The following is an 18,176-nucleotide window of genomic DNA, read 5'->3' as shown; positions in this document are numbered from 1 at the left end:
TTGGCCGCCTCTAGCGGGCAGCCAGTGCCGCGACTGCGCGGCGGGTGAATACTTCGACCAGGTTGGCGCGGTAGCGCGCCGGGGTGCGCTCGTCGTCGAGCAGCAGGTCGGGATCGATACGCAGGCCGTCCAGCGCTGCCACGTGGCAGCCGGCGCTCAGCGCCTGCTCGGCGTCGTCCCAGCGGAACACGGACGGCGCGGCGCCGGTGACGGCCACCCGCACGTGATCGCCGAAGTCGGCCACGAACACGCCGGCCAGCGCATAGCCGGAAGCCGGATGGCGGTATTTCTGGTAGGCGGCGCGCTGCGGCAGCGGATACTCGATCGCCACCACCAGTTCACCCGGCGCCAGCGCGGTCTCGAACATATCGACGAAAAAGTCGTCGGCCGCCAGGCGCCGCGCGCTGGTCACCACAGTCGCGCCCAAGCCCAGCACCGCCGCCGGGAAATCCGCCGCCGGATCGTTGTTGGCGACCGAACCGCCCATGGTGCCGCGATTGCGCACCTGCGGGTCGGCGATCATGCCGGCCAGGTAGGCCAGCGCCGGAATCGCTTCCCGCACCACGGCGCTGTTGGCCACTTCGGCGTGGCGGGTGGCCGCGCCGATGCGCAGCACGCCGCCCTCCAGCGCGATGCCCCTGAGTTCTTCCAGGCGGGTCAGGTCGACCAGGTGCGACGGCGCCGCCAGGCGCTGCTTGAGCGTCGGCACCAGCGTCATACCACCCGACAGCGGCTTGGCGTCGGGGTGTTCTTCCAGCAAAGCCAGCGCCTGCGCCAGCGAGTCCGGACGGACATAGTTAAGTGCGTACACGTTGTTCTCCAGTGGCCGCGCGTCGCCGCCGGCCGGCCCGTTCAGGGCTGTTGCAAATAGTTGTCGAGCGCGGCGGCCAGCGCCAGCGGCGCCTCGTGCATCGGATAGTGGCCGCAGCCTTCCAATACTTCGAGCGCGGCGTTCGGATACCAGGCCAGCCAGCTGCGTTCCATCAGCTCGCGCGTCAGGGTCGGGTCGTTGGCGCCGATGAATACCTTGACCGGCGTTAGGTTGCCCTGCACACGATCGGAAAAGTCCACCGTGCCCCAGTCGCGCAGGTAGCCTTCAAACGCCTGCGGCAGGCTTTGCGCGGCCGAGTCGCGCGCCAGCCGGCGCAGCCAGGTAAACGGCAACCGCTTGCCGGTCGAAAAATCGAGGATGAACTGGCGCTGCGCCAGGTCGGTGGCGGCCTTGCCGAACATCGCCAGGCGCTGCCCGTCCATCCGCGAACTGCAGGCCGGCACCGCCGTGATGGCCGCCATGCGCTCGATGCGTCCGGGCCGGGCGGCCAGCAGCACGCGCTGGATCGCCACGCCGCCCATCGAGTGGCCGACCAGCGCGAAGCGTCCCCACCCCAGGCTGTCGGCCAGCGCCAGCACGTCGGCGGCCGCCTCATCGAAATTGAATTCGCCGTCCAGCCCACGCGAGCGGCCGTAGCCGCGATAGTCGGCGAACACCCAGGTGGCGCGCTCGGGATCGAGCCCGGCCAGGAAGCCGGTCCAGTCATCGGCCCAGCCGAAGGCGCCGCCCAGCACCATCACCTTGTGCGGGCCGTCGCCGAATTGCATGTGGCCCAGCATCAGCGGCTCCCGCCGGACAGGTCGCGCGCCGGCTCGATGCGGCCGCGGCATTCGCCAAAGCCGATCGGCACCGCGCCTTTGCTGGCGGCGCGGGCGCGCAGCACGATCTCGTCGCCATCCTCCAGCGCGGTGCGGAATTCCTCCGGCCCGACTTTCAGCGGATCGGCGCCGGCGTTGGTCAGCTCGGTGATGCAGGCGCGCGCGGCGTCATCGGCGCCGGAAATCGTGCCGCTGCCGATCAAGTCGCCCGGACGCAGGTTGCAGCCGTTGCTGGTGTGGTGCGCCACCATCTGGCCGAAGGTCCAGTACAGGTTGCGCAAGTGGGTCCTGGTGATGCGCAGCGGACCATCGCCGGCGGCGCGCCGCGCGGGAGTCGACAACCAGGCTTCCAGGCCGATGTCGATGCCGCCTTGGGACTGGTCGCGCGGATCGGACAGGTGCGGCAGCGGGTCGGGATCGCCGGACCCGCGCGGCGGCGCCGGCAGGCGGAACGGCGCCAGCGCTTCCTGGGTGACGATCCACGGCGAGATCGAGGACACGAAGCTCTTGCCGAGGAAAGGCCCGAGCACCTGCTCCCACCACTGGATGCTTTTCGCCGACCAGTCGTTCAGCAGGCAGTAGCCGAAGATATGTCCGTTCGCCTCGCCGACCGGGATCGGCTGGCCGAGCTGGTTGCCCTGGCCGACGAACGCGGCCAGCTCCAGCTCGAAATCGAGCATCGGCGCCGGACCGTATTCCACCGCGCCGGCGGCGTTCTTGTACTGGCCGTGCGGGCGCACCACCGGCGCGCCGCTGACGCGGATCGACGAAGCACGGCCGTGATAGGCGATCGGCAGCGATTTGAAGGCCGGAGGCAGCGGATCCTTCAGGCCCTTGTAGCGGCCATGGCGTTCGGTGTGGTGCAGCGAGGTGAGGAAGTCGCTGTAGTCGCCGATCTCGCACGGCAGCGCCATCGACACCTGCGCCATCGGCACCAGGATGCGTTCGCGCAGCGCCAGCACCTGTTCGAGGCGCGGACCGTCGCTGCGCAGCAGGTCCGACAGCGCGGCGCGCAAGGCCGACGCGTGGCGCGGGCCGAGCGCCATCAGGCCATTGAGGCTGCCGCCGGCGCAGGCGCGCGCCGCTTCGGCGGCGTCGCCGTCCAGCAGATTGAATTCGAGCAGCGCGGCGAGATCGACGATCTGGTCGCCGATGGCGACGCCGGCGCGGCGCGTGACGCCGTCATCGAAGACGCCGAACGGCAGGTTCTGGATCGGGAATTCGGCGTCGGCCAGGTTGGCGCTGTCGACCCAGGCGCGGCGCGCCGGATCGTGGGTGGCGTTCAGTTGGGTCATCAGTTTGCCTCCTGTACCGGACGCGCCGCTTTTTCAGCGCTCCAGTTATCCAGCGCGCCGCGTGCCTGCTGGCGGAAGCCCTCGTGCATCTGCGGCGTGCCGATCGGCGTGGTGAACTCAAGCCGGAAACCGTTCGGATCGAAGAAGTAGATCGATTTGACGAAATGGTGGTCGACCGGGCCGATCACCTCGACGCCGGCCGCCTGCAGGCGCGCCTTCATCGTTTCGAGGTCGTCCAGGCTGTCGACGCGCAGCGCGATGTGGTTGACCCAGGCCGGCGTATTGGCCGATGGCTCGGCGCTGACGTTGTCGCCAAGGTCGAAGAAGGCGATGTTCGAGCCGTCGGTCATCTCGAAGAACAGGTGCACGTAGGGGCAGTATTCGCCGGTGCTGGGCACGCGGTCGAGGCGGATCACGTGCACCAGCGGCAAGCCAAGCAGGTCTTCGTAGAAGGCGCGGGTTTCCTCGGCATCGCGGCAGCGCCAGGCGAAGTGGTGCAGTCCGCGCACGGCGGGCGTATTGGTCATGATGATCTCCTTGTTGATTGGGCTTACAGCGGAACGGCGTCGACGTCGTACTGGAACAGCCATTCGTAGCGCTCCTTGACGCGCTCCTCGCTCCATTCCTTGGTGACATAGGCGGCGGCGCCTTCGGCATGGGCCAGCGCCGGGTTGTGGAAGCGCTCGGCGTTGGCGGCCGAGCCGCGCACGATGCGCGCGGTACGCTCGTGGCGCGCGGCCTCGTAGCGGCGCAGCGCGTCCGGCAGGTCGCCGCTGTATTGCGCCAGTGCGCGCGCCAGGATGTAGCCGTCTTCGAGCGCCATGCCGGCGCCCTGCGCCAGGAACGGCAGGGTCGGATGGCAGGCGTCGCCGAGCAGGGTGACGCTGCCCTTGGACCATTGCGGCATCGGCTCGCGCACCATCAGCGCCCACTTGTATGGCACGTCGATGGCGCGGATCATGGCTTGCACGTCCTCGTGCCAGCCGGCGAAGTCGCCCAGGCATTCTTCATGGGTGCCGCGCTCGGACCAGGATTCGACTTCCCAGCCGCCGCCTTCGACAGCGCCGACGAAGTTGACCAGTTCACCACCGCGCAACGGATACTGGATCACGTGCGCGCCGGGACCGACCCAGTTCGAGCCGTACGGTTCGCGCATGTGGGCAGGCAGGTCGGCGGCGCGGATCACGCCGCGCCAGGCCATGATGCCGGAGAAGCGCGGCGCATCCGGCCCGAACAAGGCTTCGCGGGTGCGCGAGTGGACGCCGTCGGCGCCGATCACCAGGTCGGCGGTCCAGCTGTCGCCGTTGGCGCCGTGCACGGTGACGCGGCCATCGCTGTGCTGCTCGTGGCGCTCGACCTTCACGCCGAGGCGGATGGCGTTCGGATTGCGTTGCCGCACGCCGTCGGCCAATACCGTGTGCAGGTCGGCGCGGTGCAGCGTGAAGTAGGGATAGCCAAAGCGCTCGCGCGACATGGCGCCGAGATCGAACAGGGGCCAGGCCTGGCCGGTGTTCCACAGGCGCACGCGCTTGCCGGCCGGTTCCGAAGCGATTTTTTCAAGCGCCGGGCCCAGGCCCAGGCGGTACAGGACGCCGGTGGCGTTCGAGCTCAATTGCACGCCGGCGCCGATTTCCTTCAGTTGCGCGGCCTGCTCCAGCACCGTGACGTCGAAACCCCGGTCGAGCAATGCGCTGGCTGCGGTAAGGCCGCCGAGTCCGGCCCCGATGATGATGATTTTCATATGCTGTCTCGCTGATTTTTATACTGTTTATGAAGGGGCGCACAGGCCCCGTCGCTGAACCAATATAAAGAATCCACATGGCGAGCGGAAGCAAAAAGAATTTATCGTTTAATCGAAAAGTCTAAACAATGACCGCTTTATTTATCGAAAACAATGAATGGACGACGACGCGCGCCCGGCTTCCTCGCGGGAAGCCGGGCCTTATGCGAAAAGGAAAAAAGCGGGATGCGGCGGCGTCAGGCCGCGGTCTTGCCTCGGCTGCGGCTCTTCTTGGCGACGCCGGCCTTGGCACTATAGTCCTGGGCCACTTGCTCGAACACGGTCGACAGGTGGCCCAGCGTTTCATTGCTGCCGCGCCCCGCCCGCGTGATGCAGTAGAACGGTAGTTCGATCGACGGCACGATCGGGTACAGGCGCACCCGGAAGCGTTGGCAGGCGGCGGCCGAAATCGACGGCACCACGGCCACGCCGAAGCCGGCTTCGGCCATCGCGATCGCCGTTTCCAGGTGGCCGACCTGGGTGCGCTTGCCGGTGGTGACGGCCGCCGCGCTGAGGTTTTCCTCGACCATGCGCTGGATCGGCGTCTCGTCCGAAAAACAGATCAGCGGCACGCCCTGCAGCGCGCGCCAGGTGTCCGTTTCGGCGCTGAAGTCCGGCCAGTCGGTTTCCTGCATGCCGATGGCGAGCATCAGCCGGGTCGGAAAAATCGGCATGCGCTCGACGCCGGATTCCTTGCGGAAGAACGGACCGTAGGCGGCATCCAGCGCGCCATCCTCGACCATGCGCAGCAACTCGACCGGCGTGTGGTCGATGACGTCGACCCGCACCAGCGGATACAGGCTGGCGAAGCGGCTCAGCACCGTCGGCATCAGGCTGACGGCGATGTGCGGCATGACGCCCACGCGCAGCAGGCGCTGCTCCTCGCGGCCGATCTTGCGCAGCTCCAGCGCGGCGTTCTCGATGGTGGCGACGATGTGGGTGGCGGTGGGCAGGAACATGCGCCCCGCCTCGGTCAGCGCCACCGAGCGAGTGGTACGGTCGAGCAGGCGGCAGTGCAGCTGGGTCTCCAGCTCGCGGATGATGGCCGACAGCGCCGCCTGCGACAGATGCAGGCGCTGCGCGGTCTTGGTGAAGCTGGAGGCCTGGGCCACCCCGATGAAGACCTTGAGCTGCCTGAGCGAGAGATTCATGAGTAGTCCGATGAAGCGGGCGCTGCCGCAGATTGCGAAGATCCTATTCTAGCAGCAGCGGGCGACAGCGCCGCCCCTCAATCGCCGAGGTTGACGGCCAGCCATGGGAAGCGCTCCAGCCGCGCGCGCTCGAAGCCGGCGATGCGCTCGCGCTGCTGCAGCGCCAGGCCGATTTCGTCCAGGCCGTTGAGCAGGCAGTGGCGCGTGAACGGGGCGATCTCGAAGCGGGCCGTGAAGCCGTCCGCCCCGGTGACGCGCTGATGTTCCAGGTCGATGCGCAGTCGGCATCCCGCCGCGCTGTCGGCGGCGGCGAACAGTTGCTCCATCGCGGCGGCGTCCAGCTCGACCGGCAGCACGCCGTTCTTGCCGCAGTTCTGCCGGAAGATGTCGGCAAAGCTGTGCGCGATGATCACTTCGAAGCCGTATTCCAGCAACGCCCACGGCGCGTGCTCGCGCGAGCTGCCGCAGCCGAAATTACGGCCTGCCAGCAGGATGCGCGCGCCCTGGTAGCGCGGCTGGTTCAGCACGAAATCCGGATTGAGCGGACGGCGCGCATGGTCCTGCCCCGGCTCGCCGGCGTCGAGGTAGCGCCAGCTGTCGAACAGGTTGGGGCCGAAACCGGTGCGCGCCACCGATTTCATGAACTGCTTGGGCAGGATGGCGTCGGTGTCGACGTTATCGCGCCGCATAGGCGCGGCCAGCCCTTCCACTATCGTGATCGGCTTCATTGCGCGCCCTCCCCGGCCAAGCCCAGACTGCGGACATCGGCCAGGCGGCCGGCCAGCGCGGCGGCGGCCGCCATCGCGGGGCTGAGCAAATGACTGCGCCCGCCCGCGCCCTGGCGCCCTTCGAAATTGCGGTTCGAGGTCGAGGCGCAGCGTTCGCCCGGCGCCAGGCGGTCGTCGTTCATGGCCAGGCACATCGAGCAGCCCGGTTCGCGCCACTCGAATCCGGCGTCCTTGAAGATGCGGTCCAGGCCTTCGCGCTCGGCCTGTTCGCGCACCAGGCCGGAGCCCGGCACCACCAGCGCCAGCGCGATGTTGTCGGCCACCCGCCCACCGCTGGCGGCGATGACGCTGGCGGCGGCGCGCAAGTCCTCGATGCGGCCGTTGGTGCAGGAACCGATGAAGACCTTGTCGATGCGGATGTCCCGCATCGGCGTGCCCGGCGCCAGGTCCATGTAGGCGAGCGCGTGTTCCAGCGCCTGGCGGCGCGCGGGGTCGTCCTCGCGCGCGGGATCGGGAACGGCGCCGCCGATCGGCGCCACCATCTCGGGCGAGGTGCCCCAGGTGACCTGCGGCGCGATCGCGGCGGCGTCGATGTCGAGCACGCAGTCGAAGCAAGCATCGTGATCGGACACCAGCTTGCGCCAGTGCGCGGCGGCGGCGTCCCACTGCGCCGCGCCGGGCGCGAACGGACGCCCGCGCAGGTAGTCCAGCGTGGTCTGGTCCACCGCCACCAGACCCGAACGCGCGCCCGCTTCGATCGCCAGGTTGCACAAGGTCATGCGCGCCTCCATCGACAGCGCGCGCACCGTGGCGCCGGCGAATTCGATCGTATGTCCGGCGGCGCCGCCGCTGCCGATGCGGCCGATCAGATACAGGGCCAGGTCCTTGGCGCCGCAACCGGGCGCCAGCTCACCTTCGACGCGCACCAGCATATTGCGGCCCTTGCGGGTGGCCAGCGTCTGCGTGGCCAGCACGTGCTCGACTTCGGAGGTGCCGATGCCGAACGCCAGCGCGGCCAGCGCGCCATGCGTGCTGGTATGCGAATCGCCGCAGACCACCATCATGCCGGGCAGGGTCATGCCCTGCTCGGGCGCGACCACGTGGACGATGCCCTGGCGCCGGTCCTGCATGCGGAACTGGGCGATGCCGTGGCTGCTGCAGTTGTGCTCCAGCGTTTCCACCTGCAGGCGCGAGAGCGGATCGGCGATGCCGTTGGCGCGGCCGCTGGTGGGCACGTTGTGATCGCAGACACCGAACGTGGCGCCCGCGCGCCAGACCGGACGGCCGCTCGCGGCCAGGCCGGCGAACGCCTGCGGGCTGGTCACTTCGTAGACCAGGTGGCGGTCGACGTAGAGCAGCGCGGCGCCGTCGCTATCGATGCTGACCAGGTGCTCGTCCCAGAGTTTGTCGTAGAGGGTGCGAGGGTGCGAGAAGGCCGGCATGGTCATCAAGGCGCGATTTCTTCCAGCGACTTCTGGCGGGTCTCGGTCATGCCCATGGCGGCGACGATGCCCAGCACGCAGACGCCGGCGAACATCAGGAATACCGTGGCGACGCCGTCGGCGCCCAGCACCACGCCGACCATCGCCGGACTGGCGGCCGAGGCGACGCGGAACCAGGACGTGGCCAGCGAGGTGCCGATGGCCCGCATGCGGGTCGGGTAGATTTCCGGCGTGTACAGGAACAGCATGATCGTGACGGTGCCGATGACGGCGTAGGCGGTCGAGCCCAGCAGCATGACGGTGTAGGCCGAATGGGCGCCGGTCAGGTATAGCGCGGCCAGCAGCACGGCGGCCACGCCGAACGCGCACATCGCCCAGCGGCGGCGGCCGACGCGGTCAACCAGGAAGGCGCAGACCAGCACGAAGATGACGCTGAGCACATTCGACATCGAGGCCAGCCGCAGCGACTCGGTCAGCGGCAGGTGATAGACGGTCTTGTACAGGCTGGGCAGCCAGTTGTTCAGGCCGTTGGCGACAAAGTACGCGATGCCCCACAGCGCCCACACCACCAGCGTGCGCTTGCGGTAGAACGACGAGAACAGTTCGCGCATGCCCGCCTTGCGCGGCGCCGCCGGGGCGACCGCCGGACGCGGCTTCGGCACGATGCGCTGGTCGGTGCTGGCCTCGAGGCCTTCGATGATCTTTTCCGCTTCGTCGTAGCGGCCCTTGCCGATCAGCCAGCGCGGCGATTCGGGCAGGAACCAGATGAAGCCGACGATCAGCAGGCCCGGGATGCCGCCCACCAGGAACATCGACTGCCAGCCCACATTCGGCACCATCAGCGCGCCGGCCTGCGCCGCGGCCAGCAGGCCGATCGGGAAGATCAGTTCGTACAGCATGAAGAAGCGGCCGCGGTTGTGCGCCTGCGACAGTTCGTTGATGTAGACCGCGGCGACCGGATTGCCGCCGCCGACGCCGATGCCCTGGATGAAGCGGCACACCATCAGCCCGCCGAAGTTGCCGGTCAGCGCGCAGGCCAGGCTCATCACCGACATCAGCAGGATGGTCCAGAACTCGCTCTTGACGCGGCCGACGCGCTCGGCCAGCCAGCCGAAGAACAGCGCGCCGATCAACTGGCCCACATAGCCGGTCGCGATCAGCACGCCGATATCGGCAGGCTTGAGGTGCCACATGCCTATCAGGACCGGCAACACATACGCCAGCGACAAAGCGTCAAAGGCGTCGAAAAATGTTGCGCTGCCCATCACAATCCGGGCCTTGATGTGCCAGCGTGAAACCGGCACGCTTTCCATACGGGTCAGCAAGCTTGCGCCGCGATCGGCACGCTGATCCGGCACGCCGGTGGCAGGCTGGACGTCGATAATGCTTTGAGACATGTAACACCTTTCTGGTTATTGCTGCTTCTGCTCAGAACTGCACTTGTACGCCGGTGCGCAACAGCACCTGCGAAGGTCCGCTCGACGGCGTATAGCCGAAGGCGCCGGCCACCGCCCCGTTGCCGCTGGCGCGGACATAGGCAGCGCCAGCATAGACCTGAGTGAACAAGGTGTACAGGCTCAGGTGCTGGCTGACGAACAGGTTCAACTGGTTGTACTTCATGTCCATGAAGGTCGAATGGGCGGCCGAGACGCCGAGGAAGCGCCGCTTCTGGCCGCCGCTGAGGTCGACGTTCACGCCGGCCTGCAGGTTGCGCTGCTGCTCCTCGCCACGGCTGTTTTCAAGCGACACCTGGGTAAAGGTGGCGTGCGGGATGAAGATGCCGACCTGGTACGAACCGCCGAGGACGATGGTGCTGTAGCGGTCGGCGTTGAACACGCTGCTGCTCAAGTTCTGGCCCAGTACGCTGGTGACGCCGAACACGCTCTTCAGGTCGGCCGTGCGGTTGTGGAACATCGAATACGAGCCGCCCAGGCGCAACTGGCTGCCGTTGTAGCGGAAGCCGGCCGAGTACTGGCGGCTGCGCGAGAAATTGCTCGGGTCCTCGCCAAAGCCGTTCATCACGCCGACCTGCAGGCCGTTGATGACCGGCGTCTCATAGCGCACCGAGTTGTCGATGCCGTACACATTGGCCAGGTTATCCAGGTTGCCTGGCGAGTAAGACCAGGAGATGCCGGGAATACTGTTGTTCAGCGGTCCGACGTAGTCGTAGGCGAAGTCGGGCATGCGGCCCAAGGTCAGCGTACCCAGCGTATTGCTGGACAGGCCGACCGTGGCGTAACGGTTGAACAGCTTGGTCGGATTGGCCTGCGTGCCGACGTCGGAATTGAAGCCGGTTTCGAGCTTGAAGAAGGCGCTCAGGCCGCCGCCGAGATCTTCGGTGCCGCGAAAGCCGATGCGGTCGGGCGAACGCTTGCCCGCGTTCACGCCCCACAGGTGTTCGCCACGGGCGTTGCTGACATAGTCGAGGCCTTCGTCGATGCTGCCGTACATGACGACGTTGGACTGGGTGGCGGTTTGGGCGTAGGCGCCGGCGCAAGCAAGGGCGCCAAGCGTGCATACCAGGATCTGGGATTTGATGATAGTCTCCGTTTTTGATTTATAAACAACGGCACATAATGCGCAGCATTGTCGTGGACAGTTTCTTTCTTCCGTCTTGATGCGGAGTCGCTCCAATATAGGGGAAAAGTTAAATTGGAATAAGCAAAAAGATTCTATCGATAAATCGGTTTTCCCGAACAATTGGCCTCCCCGCCGGCACCGTCCGGCGCCGCATGGCGCCAGCTCTTCATGTGTCTATCACTGTCCCCACGCACGTCCTTCAATCGCCCCCGAAGTCGCATTCATAATTTTTTTCAATCACTGTTTACGAAAAACATCGGCCATCCCGATAGTGCCGAAATCGATTGCGGCTATGGCGGATCATGCGGCATCATATCCGCCGGGAAATAATTGACGCGATTTGAGACATCAATTTTTTCTATTAATTAATAGAATTTTTCGATTAATGCCTTGCGGCGAGGAGACGGACATGAAGTGGTTTGCCAAGTTCAATATCGGGAAAAGGCTGGGGGCAGGATTCGCCCTGGTGCTGGCGCTGATGCTTTTCACCACCGTGCTCAGTATCTGGCGCATGAATGACATCGCTGCCGCGTCGGAGGCGATGTCGGCGCCGCTGGCCAAGGAGCGCCTGATCGCCGAGTGGAATACCCAGATCTTCGGCGCGGTGCGCCGCACCGGCGCCATCGTCAAGAGCAGCGATCCCGGCGTGGCGGCCTATTTCAAGGATGAGACCGATGCCGCGTCGCAGCGCTCCGCCGCCCTGTCCAAGCAGATCGAACCCTTGTTGACGACGCCGGAGGAAGCCGCACTGCTGGTGAAGATCAATGCCCAGCGCAAGCTCTACCGCGAAGCGACCAGCACGGCGATGAAAGCCAAGGCGCAAGGCGACCATGCGCTGGCCGACAGCGCGCTGGAAAAATTATTCGCCCCGGCGGCGAAAGGCTATCAAGACCTGCTCGAACAATTACTGGCCCAGCAGCACAAGCAAATGGATGCGCAAAGCCAGTCGATCCAGGATATCCGCGCCTACAGCGTCAGACTGATCGCGCTGCTGGCCATCGCCGCCTTGCTGATCGGCGCCTGCTGTTCATGGCTGCTGACCGCTGGCATCGTCGGGCCGCTGCGCGCCGCCGTCGGCCTGGCCGAGACGGTGGCTGGAGGTGACCTCAGCCGTACCATCGACACCCACGGCAACGACGAGACGGCCGCCCTGATGCGCGCCTTGCGCCACATGAACGACAGCCTGGTGGGTATCGTCAGCGAGGTGCGCGGCGGTACCGATACCATCGCCACGGCATCGAAGGAAATCAGCGCCGGCAACCTCGACCTGTCCGGGCGCACCGAGCAGCAGGCCAGCGCGCTCGAGGAAACCGCGGCGTCGATGGAAGAGCTGACCACCACCGTGCGCCAGAATGCCGACAACGCACGCCAGGCCAGCCAGCTGGCGATCACCGCCTCCGACGTGGCGGTGCGCGGCGGCGCGGTGGTGGGCGAAGTGGTGAGCACGATGGGCGCGATCAATGAATCGGCCAACAAGATCGTCGACATCATCAGCGTCATCGACGGCATCGCGTTCCAGACCAACATCCTGGCCTTGAACGCCGCCGTGGAAGCGGCGCGCGCCGGCGAACAGGGACGCGGCTTCGCGGTGGTGGCGTCCGAAGTGCGCACGCTGGCCCAGCGTTCGGCGGCGGCGGCCAAGGAAATCAAGACCCTGATCGGCGACTCGGTCGGCAAGGTCGATGCCGGCGCCAGGCTGGCCGACCAGGCCGGCGCCACCATGGAGCAAGTCGTCGCCAGCATCAAGCGGGTGACGGACATCGTGGCCCAGATCGCCAGCGCCAGCCAGGAGCAGACCGCCGGCATCGAGCAGGTGAACCAGGCGATCGGCCAGATGGACGAGGTCACGCAGCAGAACGCCGCGCTGGTCGAGCAATCGGCCGCCGCCGCCGCCGCGATGCAGGAACAGGCCCATGCGCTGGCCGCAATGGTCGGCGTGTTCAAGCTCGACCGGGCTCACGCGCCGGCGGAAACGGCCGTTCCATCCATGCGTTCCGGCCGCGGACGCGCGGTCGTGCCGGTTGCCGCCCCGCGCCGGCGGGCGCTTCAGGGGTAGTCGGGCCGGCGCATGCGGAACAGATTGTCCGGACCGATCTCGAAGTAATCGGCCGGGCCGCCGCCGCGCAGTATCGTCTGCGAGCGCGCCGTGTCATACACGCCATCGCGCAACAGTTCGTGCGCGATGTGCACTCCCACCACCTCCCCCATCACCAGCCAGCCGTTGGTCGGATCGCCGGCCGCGCTTTGCAGGCGGATGATCTGGCTGCATTTGCATTCGAACGACACCGGGCTTTCCGCCACGCGCGGCACGGCGACGACGCGCGACGGCGCCGGCGTCAGGCCGGCCAGCTCGAATTCATTCACGTCCGGCGGCGCCGGCGCACAGCTGGCGTTCATCGCCTCGGCCAGCGGCCGGGTGGCCAGGTTCCAGACGAACTCGCCGTTGTGCTCGATGTTGCGCAGCGTGTCCTTGCGGCCCTGGCTGGAAAAGCCGATCAGCGGCGGCGTGTAGTTGAAGGCGTTGAAGAAACTATAGGGCGCCAGGTTCAGGCCGCCCTGCGCGGTGCGGGTCGAAATCCAGCCGATCGGGCGCGGGCCGACGATGGCGTTGAAGGGGTCGTGCGGCAAGCCGTGCCCCTGCGCAGGCTGATAAAAATAGCGGTCGTCCATGGGGTTCCTGTGCAATACGGACGCCCCGGCGGCGTCGAGCTGGCATTTTCGCACAAGGCCGCGGGAGGCGCTGACAGCAACAATTTATACAAACGGGGGCTTGCGCGGCAATCGTGCAGCCCTTAATCTAAGTGAATCACTTAGTTGAAACACGTACATGAACACAGACCTGCAATTCCGCCCCTTGAAGGCGCCCCTGTCCACCAAGGCCTTGATGGCCTACCGCAAGGACGGCGGCCTGTCCGGCACCGTGCCGCAGCAAAAATCCCAAGACGCGCGCGGCAAGGTGCAATGGGTGAGCGTGGAAGCCAATGGCAAGCAGGTCGGCGTGGCCCGGCTGGAGTTGGCGCCGCCGGAGTTTTGCTATGTCTCAGAGCTGATTATTTCCAGCAAATTCAGGGGCCTGGGCATCGGCCACTGGTTCATGACGCGCATCGAGCAGTACTGCCTGGCGCAAGGCATACGCCGCCTGCTGCTGGAAGCGGGGGACGGCACGGAATCGTTCTACAGATCGCAATCCTTCGTGTCCGATCCCTACCTCCCGAATATGCTGAAGAAGGAAATCAATCCGTTCCAGCGGAAAGTGTTTTCCCCTCTGCACAACTGAACGGCGCCACCCGCCGCGACGGATCGCCGTCCAGCGTCGCCACCACCGGCCGCTCGGCGGCCGTCATCCAGTGCGTTTGCGGCCACCAGCGCTGCCCCGCCATCGCCAGCGACGGTTCGGTCGCCAGCCCCGGCTGAGGCGTGATGACACGCACGCCCACGCAGTGCGCCGCCGCCAGCACCCGCTCGGCGGGCTCGGTCCAGCCGTGCTGGGCTAACTTGAACAAGCCCCAGTGCACCGGCTGCATGATCTTGCCGCGCACCAGCCGGTGCGCCTCCACCGCCTGTTCCGGTCCCAGGTGCCAGTCCGGCCACGCGGCGTCGTACTGGCCCGCCTCGATCAGCGTCAGGTCGAAGGGACCGAGCCGCTCGCCGATCTCGCGCATGCCTGGGAAGAAGCCGGTATCGCCCGAATACCAGACGCTGTGCGCCGGCCCCCGCATCGCAAAGCCGGACCACAGGGTCTGGTCGCTCTGCGGCTTCAGCCGTCCCGACGCGTGGCGCGACGGCGTGGCGGTCACTTCCAACGCGCCCACCTTGGCCGATTGCCACCAGTCCAGCTCGATGATGCGGCTGGCCGGAATGCCCCAGTAGGCCAGGTGCGCGCCTATGCCCAGCGGCACGATGAAGACCGTTTTGGTGTCCTTCAGGGCGACGATGGTGGCGCGGTCGAGGTGGTCGTAATGGTCGTGCGAGATCACCACGGCATCCGCCGCCGGCAGCGCCATCGGCGGCGCGAACCAGCGGCGCGGTCCTACCCATTGCGCCGGCGAGGCGCGCTCGCTCCAGATCGGATCGGTCAGCAGGCGCACGCCGTCGATCTCCACCAGCGTGGACGAGTGGCCGAACCAGGTCACGCGCAAGCCGCTGGCGGGCGGCTGGGCGTACTGGGCGGCGTCGCCGGCGTGGACCGGCACCGGCACGGACGGCTCCGTATCTGGCACCGATTCCAGCGAGCGCTTGATCGCCGCGTAAAAGTCCTGCGACACCCGCCCGCTGTTGTTGAAGCGCTCGTCATGCCATTCGGGCGATTGCTGCATGCGTGCCAGGCGTTCGCCGTCGGCGTGCTTGCCGAAGGAGGCGCAGCCGCTGAACAACATGGCGGCGCCGAACCCCAGCGCCAGCGCGGCCGGCACACCCAATCCCCATCCGACCAGCTTACGCATGCCTGGCCCCTTGGGCCAGCTGGTAGATATCGGCGGTTTCCAGCACAGGCCGCGGGGCGCCGTGGCGGGCCGCTTCCAGCATCGCCAGGCCGACGCTTTCAGTCGTCAGTATCTGCTTGGGCAGCAAGGCGCGCAGCAGCGGCAGCAGCGGCTTGAACAGGCTGTAGAACACGCGATAGGACGCGGTCTTGGAACGGATGCCGTGCAGCGGCTGGATCATTCCGGGGCGGAACAGGTAGACCGCCTTGAAGCCCAGCGTCTGCAGCCCGTTCTCGGTGCGCCCCTTGACGCGCGCCCACATGGAGCCGCCCTTCTCGCTGCTGTCGGTGCCGGCGCCGGAGACGTAGATAAAGGTCATCTGCGGATTCAGGCGCGCCAGGACCCGCGCGGCCTGCATGGTCAGATCGTAGCTGAGGCGGGTGTATGCCGCCTCGTCCATGCCGGCGGCGGACACGCCCAGGCAAAAGAAGCAGGCGTCGAAACCTTGCAGCTGGGCGTCAACGCCCTCGTATTGCATCAAGTCCGGCAGCGGCAGATCCTGCAGCTTGGGATGCTGGACGCCGGATGGGCTGCGGCCGACCGTCACCACCTTGGCCACGTCGGCCGCCTGCAGGCTCTCGCGCAACACGCCCTGCCCCACCATGCCGGTGGCGCCGTAGATCAATATATTCATGAGCTCCTCGATTAGACGCTCAACAATATATCAAACCGGCTGACGCCGCTTGCCGGCCTGCGATCAGCGCTTCAGGCGCGCCAGCAACTGCTCTGCGACGGCCGGGGCGGAGGCCGGATTCTGTCCGGTGATCAGCTCGCGGTCGGCGACCACCTTGACCTGCCAGTTGGCGCCGCTGCTGTAGACGCCGCCCGCGCGCTCCAGCGCGGTCTGCGGCGTGAACTTCATGGCGCCGCCTTTCAGCATGGACTTGGCCGCCTCTTCCTCGGCATTGCTGATCACCGTCATCTGGTAACCGGCATAAATCCAGGCCGGGGCCTTGCCGGCCGGCGCGCCGCCGTCCAGTGCTTGCGTGAACCGCAGCGGCTGCTCCAGCGTGGACAGCAAGGCGATCGGGCCGTGGCAGACCAGCGCGGTCGGCTTGGCTTGAGCATGGAAGGCGCGCAGCAGGCGGCCCAGCGGCGCGCTGTGCAGCAAATCCTGCATCGGCGCGTGGCCGCCCGGGATGTAGACCGCGTCATAGCGGTCGTAGCCGGCCTGCTCCACGCGCGCCAGGCTGATCACCGGCGAATTCGTCACCGAGGTCAGCTGCAATTTGTCCAGCAGCGCCAGGTGATGCCGCATGCTGGCTTCGTCATTGCCGAAGTACATCTTGTCGACCGAGCCGCGGTCCACCGTCGGCGCCTTGCCCAGCGGCGTGGCGAAGGTGACGGTGTGGCCGGCATCCAGCAGCTTCTTGACCGGCTGCATCAGCTCATTAGCGTAGAAACCGGTGTCGAAGACGCGCTGGTCGCGCAGTTCCAGCTGCGCCTCGTCCGACAGGACGACCAGCACGTTGGCGGCGTTGGCGCCGATGGCGGCCAGGCTGAGCACGGCGCCGGCGGCGGTTTTGAGGATAGTCATGAGGTACTCCTTGTGGTTGGATGTCGATGGCGCTACTCTATTAGCGATTGAAACGAACATAAATAACCAGAAACTCAAATCATTTGTTCTTGAAAGGTGAGGATGGCCAGGCAATTCGATCACATGGCGGACGTGGAAGCGTTCGTCACCATCGTCGACAAGGGCACGATCAGCGCGGCGGCGGTGGTGCTGGGCACAACGCCGTCGGTGCTGAGCCGTGCCGTGGCGCGGCTGGAAACACGGCTGGGCGTGCAGCTGATGCGCCGCACCACCCGCCGCCTGAGCGTGACCGAGGCCGGCCAGCTGTACCTGGAGCAGGCACGCAGCGCCTTCGACCTGATCGCCGACGCCGAACGGGCGATCCTGGGCCGGGGCAGCGAGCTGTCCGGCACGATACGCATCAGCGCACCGACCACGTACGGCCATTACCGCCTGCCACAGGTGTTGCAGCGCTTCATCGACCGGCATCCCAAGGTGATGATCGAGCTCAGCATCAGCAACCGCAATGTGGACCTGGTCGACGAGGGTTACGACATGGCGATCCGCCAGGGCGAACTGGCCGACAGCGGCCTGGCGGCCAAGCGGCTGGGCAATGAAGAGGTGTGCCTGGTGGCCGCGCCGGATTACCTGCGCCGCGCCGGCACGCCGCTGACTCTGGACGATCTGCGGCGCCACGCCTGCCTGCCCTTCACCATGCCCAGCACCGGCCGGCCGGCGCCGTGGCTGCTGCGCATGGACGGCAGCGATATCGACTGGATGGCGCCGGCGCGCATGCGGGTGACCGACGATGTGCTGGGCGTGGTGTCGCTGGCGCAGCAAGGGCTGGGCATTTGCCAGACCTATCATTTCATCGCGGAGGAACGGCTGCGCAACGGCCAACTGGTGGAAATCCTGCCGGCCCTGCGCGGGCGCAGCAAGCCGTTTTCGTTGATTTATCCGCCGCACAGACGCATGTCGGCAGCCTGCCGGGCGCTGATCGACAGCTTCGGGCCGGGCTAGGTATCAGGCCAGGACTTATTTATCGGCTTTCTTTTCCGGCTCGGGCTTGGGCGGCAACTGCAGCGGCGTGACCGCGACATCGGTCACGCCTTCTTTTTTCATGTCCAGCTTTTCGGCCGTCCGGGGCGTCACGTCGATGATGCGGCCGTCGACATACGGACCGCGGTCCTTGACCACCACGACCGCGCTGTCGCCGGTCTCCAGGTTGGTGACCTTGGCCTTGGTGCCGATCGGCAGCACCTTGCTGGCGGCATCGTTGCTGGCGGGGTCCATCGGCTCGCCGTTGGCCATTTCCTTGCCGTTGAATTTGCGGCTGTAGTACGAAGCCTTGCCCTTGCGCGTCTTGCCGGTGCGGTCGATCTTATGCCCCTTGGCCGCCTTTTCCCCGCCGGACGGCGGGTCCACCGGCGCCGCGCCGGCATGCCCCAGGCCCAAGCCGATACCCAGCAACGCTATCGATAGCAGAGTGAACGGATTTTTCATGGCATCCTCCCATGCCGCATTCTAGGCCGGTTTCACGGCCATCCCAGTAC

18 protein-coding genes are annotated in these 18,176 nt (G+C 66.6%); 3 read left to right on the top strand and 15 right to left on the bottom strand.

Annotation, left to right across the window (positions count from 1 at the left end):
- Positions 1-10: 10 nt before the first annotated feature.
- From ACEN9F_RS30090 to ACEN9F_RS30045, 10 genes are all read right to left on the bottom strand, one after another.
- Positions 11-811, bottom strand: a complete 801-nt coding sequence (locus tag ACEN9F_RS30090) for an FAD binding domain-containing protein (protein WP_413426222.1) — start codon at positions 809-811, stop codon at positions 11-13.
- Between the two features lie 41 nt (positions 812-852).
- Positions 853-1,611, bottom strand: a complete 759-nt coding sequence (locus ACEN9F_RS30085; protein ID WP_413426220.1) for an alpha/beta fold hydrolase — start codon at positions 1,609-1,611, stop codon at positions 853-855.
- A complete protein-coding gene (gene fahA / locus ACEN9F_RS30080; protein WP_413426218.1) occupies positions 1,611-2,945 on the bottom strand; it encodes a fumarylacetoacetase in 1,335 nt (444 codons plus the stop codon). The genes ACEN9F_RS30085 and fahA overlap by 1 nt, the downstream gene beginning before the upstream one ends.
- On the bottom strand, positions 2,945-3,472 hold the full coding sequence (locus ACEN9F_RS30075; protein ID WP_413426216.1) for a VOC family protein: 528 nt from the start codon (positions 3,470-3,472) through the stop codon (positions 2,945-2,947). The genes fahA and ACEN9F_RS30075 overlap by 1 nt, the downstream gene beginning before the upstream one ends.
- Positions 3,473-3,495: 23 nt before the next feature.
- Positions 3,496-4,686, bottom strand: coding sequence for an FAD-dependent monooxygenase (locus ACEN9F_RS30070; protein WP_413426214.1), 1,191 nt, complete (start codon positions 4,684-4,686; stop codon positions 3,496-3,498).
- 236 nt (positions 4,687-4,922) lie between these two features.
- Entirely contained in the window at positions 4,923-5,876 is a 954-nt protein-coding gene (locus tag ACEN9F_RS30065) for a LysR family transcriptional regulator (RefSeq protein ID WP_413426212.1), read from the bottom strand.
- Between the two features lie 77 nt (positions 5,877-5,953).
- Positions 5,954-6,604: a 3-isopropylmalate dehydratase small subunit gene (gene leuD / locus ACEN9F_RS30060; protein ID WP_413426210.1), complete on the bottom strand. Its 651-nt coding sequence runs from the start codon at positions 6,602-6,604 to the stop codon at positions 5,954-5,956.
- Positions 6,601-8,052, bottom strand: a complete 1,452-nt coding sequence (gene leuC / locus ACEN9F_RS30055; RefSeq protein ID WP_413427226.1) for a 3-isopropylmalate dehydratase large subunit — start codon at positions 8,050-8,052, stop codon at positions 6,601-6,603. The genes leuD and leuC overlap by 4 nt, the downstream gene beginning before the upstream one ends.
- Positions 8,052-9,443 carry an MFS transporter gene (locus ACEN9F_RS30050; protein WP_413426208.1) on the bottom strand — a complete coding sequence of 464 codons (1,392 nt, stop codon included), beginning with the start codon at positions 9,441-9,443 and terminating at the stop codon, positions 8,052-8,054. Before ACEN9F_RS30050 ends, leuC begins: the two co-directional genes overlap by 1 nt.
- A 31-nt stretch (positions 9,444-9,474) precedes the next feature.
- Positions 9,475-10,569 (bottom strand): porin, encoded by a 1,095-nt coding sequence (locus ACEN9F_RS30045; protein WP_413427224.1) that lies wholly within the window; start codon positions 10,567-10,569, stop codon positions 9,475-9,477.
- 466 nt (positions 10,570-11,035) lie between these two features.
- Here ACEN9F_RS30045 and ACEN9F_RS30040 point away from each other — a divergent pair, with 466 nt between their 5' ends.
- Positions 11,036-12,682 (top strand): methyl-accepting chemotaxis protein, encoded by a 1,647-nt coding sequence (locus ACEN9F_RS30040; RefSeq protein ID WP_413426206.1) that lies wholly within the window; start codon positions 11,036-11,038, stop codon positions 12,680-12,682.
- Here ACEN9F_RS30040 and ACEN9F_RS30035 read toward each other — a convergent pair.
- The gene (locus tag ACEN9F_RS30035) at positions 12,673-13,296 is read right to left on the bottom strand and encodes a flavin reductase family protein (protein ID WP_413426204.1); all 624 of its coding nucleotides are present in this window, start codon (positions 13,294-13,296) and stop codon (positions 12,673-12,675) included. The genes ACEN9F_RS30040 and ACEN9F_RS30035 overlap by 10 nt on opposite strands.
- 157 nt (positions 13,297-13,453) lie before the next feature.
- Here ACEN9F_RS30035 and ACEN9F_RS30030 point away from each other — a divergent pair, with 157 nt between their 5' ends.
- Entirely contained in the window at positions 13,454-13,903 is a 450-nt protein-coding gene (locus ACEN9F_RS30030) for a GNAT family N-acetyltransferase (RefSeq protein ID WP_413426202.1), read from the top strand.
- On the opposite strand, the gene ACEN9F_RS30025 is transcribed toward ACEN9F_RS30030, so the two are convergent.
- The 3 genes from ACEN9F_RS30025 to ACEN9F_RS30015 form a co-directional block, all read right to left on the bottom strand.
- Positions 13,860-15,068 (bottom strand): MBL fold metallo-hydrolase, encoded by a 1,209-nt coding sequence (locus ACEN9F_RS30025; RefSeq protein WP_413426200.1) that lies wholly within the window; start codon positions 15,066-15,068, stop codon positions 13,860-13,862. The genes ACEN9F_RS30030 and ACEN9F_RS30025 overlap by 44 nt on opposite strands.
- Positions 15,061-15,741 (bottom strand): epimerase, encoded by a 681-nt coding sequence (locus ACEN9F_RS30020; protein ID WP_413426198.1) that lies wholly within the window; start codon positions 15,739-15,741, stop codon positions 15,061-15,063. Before ACEN9F_RS30020 ends, ACEN9F_RS30025 begins: the two co-directional genes overlap by 8 nt.
- 63 nt (positions 15,742-15,804) lie before the next feature.
- Positions 15,805-16,644: a type 1 glutamine amidotransferase domain-containing protein gene (locus tag ACEN9F_RS30015; protein WP_413426196.1), complete on the bottom strand. Its 840-nt coding sequence runs from the start codon at positions 16,642-16,644 to the stop codon at positions 15,805-15,807.
- Positions 16,645-16,746: 102 nt separating this feature from the next.
- Here ACEN9F_RS30015 and ACEN9F_RS30010 point away from each other — a divergent pair, with 102 nt between their 5' ends.
- The gene (locus tag ACEN9F_RS30010) at positions 16,747-17,643 is read left to right on the top strand and encodes a LysR family transcriptional regulator (RefSeq protein ID WP_413426194.1); all 897 of its coding nucleotides are present in this window, start codon (positions 16,747-16,749) and stop codon (positions 17,641-17,643) included.
- A gap of 15 nt (positions 17,644-17,658) precedes the next feature.
- On the opposite strand, the gene ACEN9F_RS30005 is transcribed toward ACEN9F_RS30010, so the two are convergent.
- The gene (locus ACEN9F_RS30005; protein WP_413426192.1) at positions 17,659-18,126 is read right to left on the bottom strand and encodes a septal ring lytic transglycosylase RlpA family protein; all 468 of its coding nucleotides are present in this window, start codon (positions 18,124-18,126) and stop codon (positions 17,659-17,661) included.
- Between the last annotated feature and the right edge of the window lie 50 nt (positions 18,127-18,176).

Origin of the sequence: Duganella sp. CT11-25, assembly GCF_047302815.1 — a bacterium.
Taxonomy (GTDB): domain Bacteria; phylum Pseudomonadota; class Gammaproteobacteria; order Burkholderiales; family Burkholderiaceae_D; genus Rugamonas.
Note: the sequence above shows the minus strand (reverse complement) of the source record. Positions and strands in the feature narration are given on the sequence as shown.

Bases quoted from the DNA above. Each gene is read 5' to 3' on its own strand.
- ACEN9F_RS30070 (WP_413426214.1), bottom strand. From the start codon at position 4,686: ATGAAAATCATCATCATCGGGGCCGGACTCGGCGGCCTTACCGCAGCC.
- ACEN9F_RS30010 (WP_413426194.1), top strand. From the start codon at position 16,747: ATGGCCAGGCAATTCGATCACATGGCGGACGTGGAAGCGTTCGTCACC.
- ACEN9F_RS30005 (WP_413426192.1), bottom strand. From the start codon at position 18,126: ATGAAAAATCCGTTCACTCTGCTATCGATAGCGTTGCTGGGTATCGGC.
- leuD (WP_413426210.1), bottom strand. From the start codon at position 6,604: ATGAAGCCGATCACGATAGTGGAAGGGCTGGCCGCGCCTATGCGGCGC.
- ACEN9F_RS30085 (WP_413426220.1), bottom strand. From the start codon at position 1,611: ATGCTGGGCCACATGCAATTCGGCGACGGCCCGCACAAGGTGATGGTG.
- ACEN9F_RS30065 (WP_413426212.1), bottom strand. From the start codon at position 5,876: ATGAATCTCTCGCTCAGGCAGCTCAAGGTCTTCATCGGGGTGGCCCAG.
- fahA (WP_413426218.1), bottom strand. From the start codon at position 2,945: ATGACCCAACTGAACGCCACCCACGATCCGGCGCGCCGCGCCTGGGTC.
- leuC (WP_413427226.1), bottom strand. From the start codon at position 8,052: ATGACCATGCCGGCCTTCTCGCACCCTCGCACCCTCTACGACAAACTC.
- ACEN9F_RS30050 (WP_413426208.1), bottom strand. From the start codon at position 9,443: ATGTCTCAAAGCATTATCGACGTCCAGCCTGCCACCGGCGTGCCGGAT.
- ACEN9F_RS30035 (WP_413426204.1), bottom strand. From the start codon at position 13,296: ATGGACGACCGCTATTTTTATCAGCCTGCGCAGGGGCACGGCTTGCCG.
- ACEN9F_RS30030 (WP_413426202.1), top strand. From the start codon at position 13,454: ATGAACACAGACCTGCAATTCCGCCCCTTGAAGGCGCCCCTGTCCACC.
- ACEN9F_RS30040 (WP_413426206.1), top strand. From the start codon at position 11,036: ATGAAGTGGTTTGCCAAGTTCAATATCGGGAAAAGGCTGGGGGCAGGA.
- ACEN9F_RS30015 (WP_413426196.1), bottom strand. From the start codon at position 16,644: ATGACTATCCTCAAAACCGCCGCCGGCGCCGTGCTCAGCCTGGCCGCC.
- ACEN9F_RS30075 (WP_413426216.1), bottom strand. From the start codon at position 3,472: ATGACCAATACGCCCGCCGTGCGCGGACTGCACCACTTCGCCTGGCGC.
- ACEN9F_RS30020 (WP_413426198.1), bottom strand. From the start codon at position 15,741: ATGAATATATTGATCTACGGCGCCACCGGCATGGTGGGGCAGGGCGTG.
- ACEN9F_RS30025 (WP_413426200.1), bottom strand. From the start codon at position 15,068: ATGCGTAAGCTGGTCGGATGGGGATTGGGTGTGCCGGCCGCGCTGGCG.